The 3784-nt window shown below is 74.1% G+C and carries 3 protein-coding genes; 2 read left to right on the top strand and 1 reads right to left on the bottom strand.

Annotated features, from left to right (window positions below):
* Positions 1-129: 129 nt before the first annotated feature.
* Positions 130-537, top strand: coding sequence for a RidA family protein (locus tag ABZX96_RS37395; RefSeq protein WP_355553931.1), 408 nt, complete (start codon positions 130-132; stop codon positions 535-537).
* Positions 538-613: 76 nt separating this feature from the next.
* Here ABZX96_RS37395 and ABZX96_RS37390 read toward each other — a convergent pair whose 3' ends face one another.
* Positions 614-2269 (bottom strand): FAD-binding dehydrogenase, encoded by a 1656-nt coding sequence (locus ABZX96_RS37390; RefSeq protein WP_355553928.1) that lies wholly within the window; start codon positions 2267-2269, stop codon positions 614-616.
* Positions 2270-2490: 221 nt separating this feature from the next.
* Here ABZX96_RS37390 and ABZX96_RS37385 point away from each other — a divergent pair, with 221 nt between their 5' ends.
* Entirely contained in the window at positions 2491-3378 is an 888-nt protein-coding gene (locus ABZX96_RS37385; protein ID WP_355553926.1) for a DMT family transporter, read from the top strand.
* The last annotated feature ends 406 nt before the right edge of the window (positions 3379-3784 follow it).

Below are 3784 nucleotides of genomic sequence, written 5' to 3'. Positions count from 1 at the left end.
ACGACCGGTGCCGAGTGGCCGTCAAGGAAGCCAGGCACACCGGCGGTCGTCGCGGAAAGCCCGGCGCGTGGTGTTCGCCACGGGGCTTCGCGCTGGTGGACGGGGGGTTCGGCGGGTGAGGATGCCGACATGAACGACACACGGCTCACACACATAGCGGCTCCCGAGGGCGTCGCCCCGGGGAACGGTTACTCGCACGTCGTGATGGGGACCGGCCGCCTGGTCGCCCTGTCCGGGCAGGTCGCGCTCGACGCGGAGGGCGAGGTCGTCGGCGCGGGCGACGCCGCCGTGCAGGCGCGACAGGTCTTCGAGAACCTGCGGGGCTGCCTGGCCGCGACCGGCGCGACGTTCGACGACGTCGTGAAGCTCACGTACTACGTCACCGACGTCGCGCACCTGCCCGCCATCCGGGCCGCCCGCGACGCCTGCATCGACACCACGCGCCCGCCCGCCAGCACGGCGGTGCAGGTGTCCGCCCTGTACCGGCCCGAACTGCTGCTGGAGGTGGAGGCGTTCGCGGTGCTGCCCGCGGAGTGACACGGGGTGGGGCGGCTCGCTCGCCGTAAGCGTCCGGCCGCCCCCGCCGTTCCAACTGACGCAGCGTCCGGCCCCGTCACCCCACCGCGCGTGCCGCCGCGCGGCCCGCCGTGCGGCCGGAGAAGAGGCAGCCGCCGAGGAAGGTGCCCTCCAGGGAGCGGTAGCCGTGCATCCCGCCGCCGCCGAAGCCGGCGGCCTCGCCCGCCGCGTACACGCCGGGCAGCGGCTGCCCGCCCTCGGTCAGGACGCGGGCGGACAGGTCGGTCTCCAGGCCGCCGAGTGTCTTGCGCGTGATGATGTGCAGGCGGACGGCGATCAGGGGGCCGGCCTTCGGGTCGAGCAGGCGGTGCGGGGCGGCGGTGCGGATCAGGCGGTCGCCGAGGTACTTGCGGGTGCCGCGCACCGCCGTCACCTGGAGGTCCTTGGTGAAGGAGTTGGTCAGCTCGCGGTCCCGCGCGGTGATCTCCCGGCGCAGCGCGGCCTCGTCGATGAGCGGCTCGGTGGTGAGCGCGTTCATCCGCCGTACGAGGTCGCCGAGGCTGCGTTCCACGACGAAGTCGGCGCCGCGGTCCATGAACGCCTGGACGGGGGCGGTGGGGCCGCCCAGCGCCCGGCCCAGGACGTCGCGGACGCTCTTGTCCGTGAGGTCCGGGTTCTGCTCGGAGCCGGAGAGCGTGAACTCCTTGCTGATGATCTTCCGGGTGAGGACGAACCACGTGTAGTCGTAACCGGTCCGCGCGATGTGTTCGAGCGTGCCCAGGGTGTCGAAGCCGGGGAAGAGCGGCACCGGCAGCCGGTTGCCCCGCGCGTCCAGCCACAGGGGCGACGGCCCGGACAGGATGCGGATGCCGTGCCGGGGCCAGATCGGGTCCCAGTTCTCGATGCCCTCGGTGTAGTGCCACATCCGGTCGCGGTTGATCATCCGGCCGCCGGCGCTCTCGGCGACGCCGAGCATGTGGCCGTCCACATGGGCGGGCACGCCGGAGAGCATCCGCTGCGGCGGCGTGCCGAGGCGCTCGGGCCAGTTCGCGCGCACCAGGTCGTGGTTGCCGCCGATGCCGCCGGACGTGACGATCACGGCCTGGGCCCGCAGCTCGAAGGCGCCGGTCACCTCCCGGCTGCTGGGTGTGCCGCGCTCGGCGGCGGACGGCTCCAGGATCTCGCCGCTGACAGTGTCTACGGCCCCGGCGGTGCGGGTCAGGCCGGTCACGCGGTGCCGGAACCGCAGCCGGACGCGGCCCCGCGCGACACCGGCCCGCACCCGGCGCTCGAAGGGCGCGACGAGGCCGGGGCCGGTGCCCCAGGTGATGTGGAAGCGGGGGACGGAGTTGCCGTGGCCGCGGGCGTCGTACCCGCCGCGCTCCGCCCAGCCCACGACCGGGAACAGCCGGACGCCCTGCCGCCGCAGCCAGGACCGCTTCTCCCCCGCCGCGAAGTCCACGTACGCGCGGGCCCACTCGCGCGGCCAGTGGTCCTCGGGCCGGTCGAAGCCGGCCGCGCCCAGCCAGTCCTGCCAGGCCAGCTCGTGGGAGTCCCGGATGCGCAGCCGGCGCTGCTCGGGCGAGTCGACGAGGAAGAGGCCACCGAAGGACCAGTGGGCCTGCCCGCCGAGGGACTGCTCGGGCTCCTGGTCGAGGAGGATCACCGAGCGGCCGGCCTCGGCGAGCTCCGCGGTGGCCGCCAGCCCCGCGAGCCCCGCTCCGATCACGATGACGTCAGCGTCGTAGGCCACGTACACACTCCTCACCGGGGCGCCGGGGATCCGGCCTCATGATGGCTACCGATCCTCAGCGCGCCCGGGCACCACGTCAACCGTTGGATTTCAACCCGGCACGAACGGGTACCCGGGCCGCGCTGTGGCGACGGGTCCGCCGCGCAACTCGCCATGCTCCGTGCGGCCCTCTACGTTCGGAGCCAAGGCCCCGTTTCCCCGCGCGACTTGAGGTGGATGACGTGACGGTGTTGCTGCTGGGTCTGGGCGCGGCCTGCTGCCTCGGATTCGGTTTCGTGCTCCAGCAGGACGCGGCACAGCGCGCCCCCATCCAGGACTTCCTCTCCCTGCGGCTGCTGCTCGACCTGGCCCGGGTGCCGCGCTGGGTGGCCGGGATCGCCCTGATGGTCGCCGGGATGGCGCTGGGCGCGGTGGCGCTGGGCATGGGCGAGATCACCCTCGTCGAACCGCTGATGGCCACCAACCTGCTGTTCGCGATGGCGCTCTCCCGATGGCTCACCCGGCAGCGCCTGGGCTGGAGCGGCTGGGGCGGCCTGTGGCTGCTGGCCGGCGGGGTGACCGCCTTCATCGTGGCGGGCCGGCCGGTGGGCGGCCGGGCCGTGAACGAGCCGCTGCGGCACTGGCTGGTCATGGGGGTGGTGCTGGCCGTGGCGCTGATCCTGGCGGCGTGCGCCAAGCGGCTGCGGATGCGGTGGGAGGCCCCGCTGCTGGGCGTGGCGGGCGGACTGCTCTACGGCCTCCAGGACGCGCTGACCCGGATCACCAGCGACCGTTTCGACCGCGGCGGCCTGTCCGGGGTGTTCATGGGCTGGCAGCCGTACATGCTCGTCGTGCTGGGAATCCTGGCGCTGGTGCTGGTGCAGAGCGCCTTCGAGACGGCGCCGCTGCGGATGTCGCTGCCGGCCCTGACGGCGGCGCAGCCGCTGGCCGGCATCGTCTGCGGGGTGGGGTTCCTCGGCGACCGGGTGCGGCTGACACCCGGGGCGCTGGCGTGGGAGGCGGCCGGGCTGGCCGCGATCGTGGTGGGCATTGTGATGATCGGCCGCCATCCGGCGATGCCGCCGGGGACGGCGGGAGCGGAACGGGAACGGGAGCTGGAGAGCCATTGAGACCGCCGCGGGGTTCGTTCGGCTCCAGCCCGTTGGGCGCTTGAGGACGCGGTAACGGGAGCCGCGACTGGCCGCACCCGGCATCCCCGGGCCGGGAGTCGCCCCCTTCAGCCCGTCCGGCGCTTGAGGACGCGGTAACAGGAACCGCCACCGGCCGCACCCGGCATCCCGGGGCCCGGAGTCGCCCCCTTCAGCCCGTCCGGCGCTTGAGGACGCGGTAACAGGAGCCACCACCGGCCGCACCCGGCATCCCCGGGCCGGGACCCGCCACCCCCAGCCCGTCCGGCGCTTGAGGACACAGTGACAGGAGCCACCACCGGCCGCACCCGGCATCCCGGGGCCCCGAGTCGCCACCCCCAGCCCGTCCGGCGCTTGAGGACACCCCGGTGAGCGCGGGTACGGGCTC

It is taken from the genome of Streptomyces sp. NPDC003077 (assembly GCF_040611095.1).
GTDB lineage: Bacteria > Actinomycetota > Actinomycetes > Streptomycetales > Streptomycetaceae > Streptomyces.
Note: the sequence above shows the minus strand (reverse complement) of the source record. Positions and strands in the feature narration are given on the sequence as shown.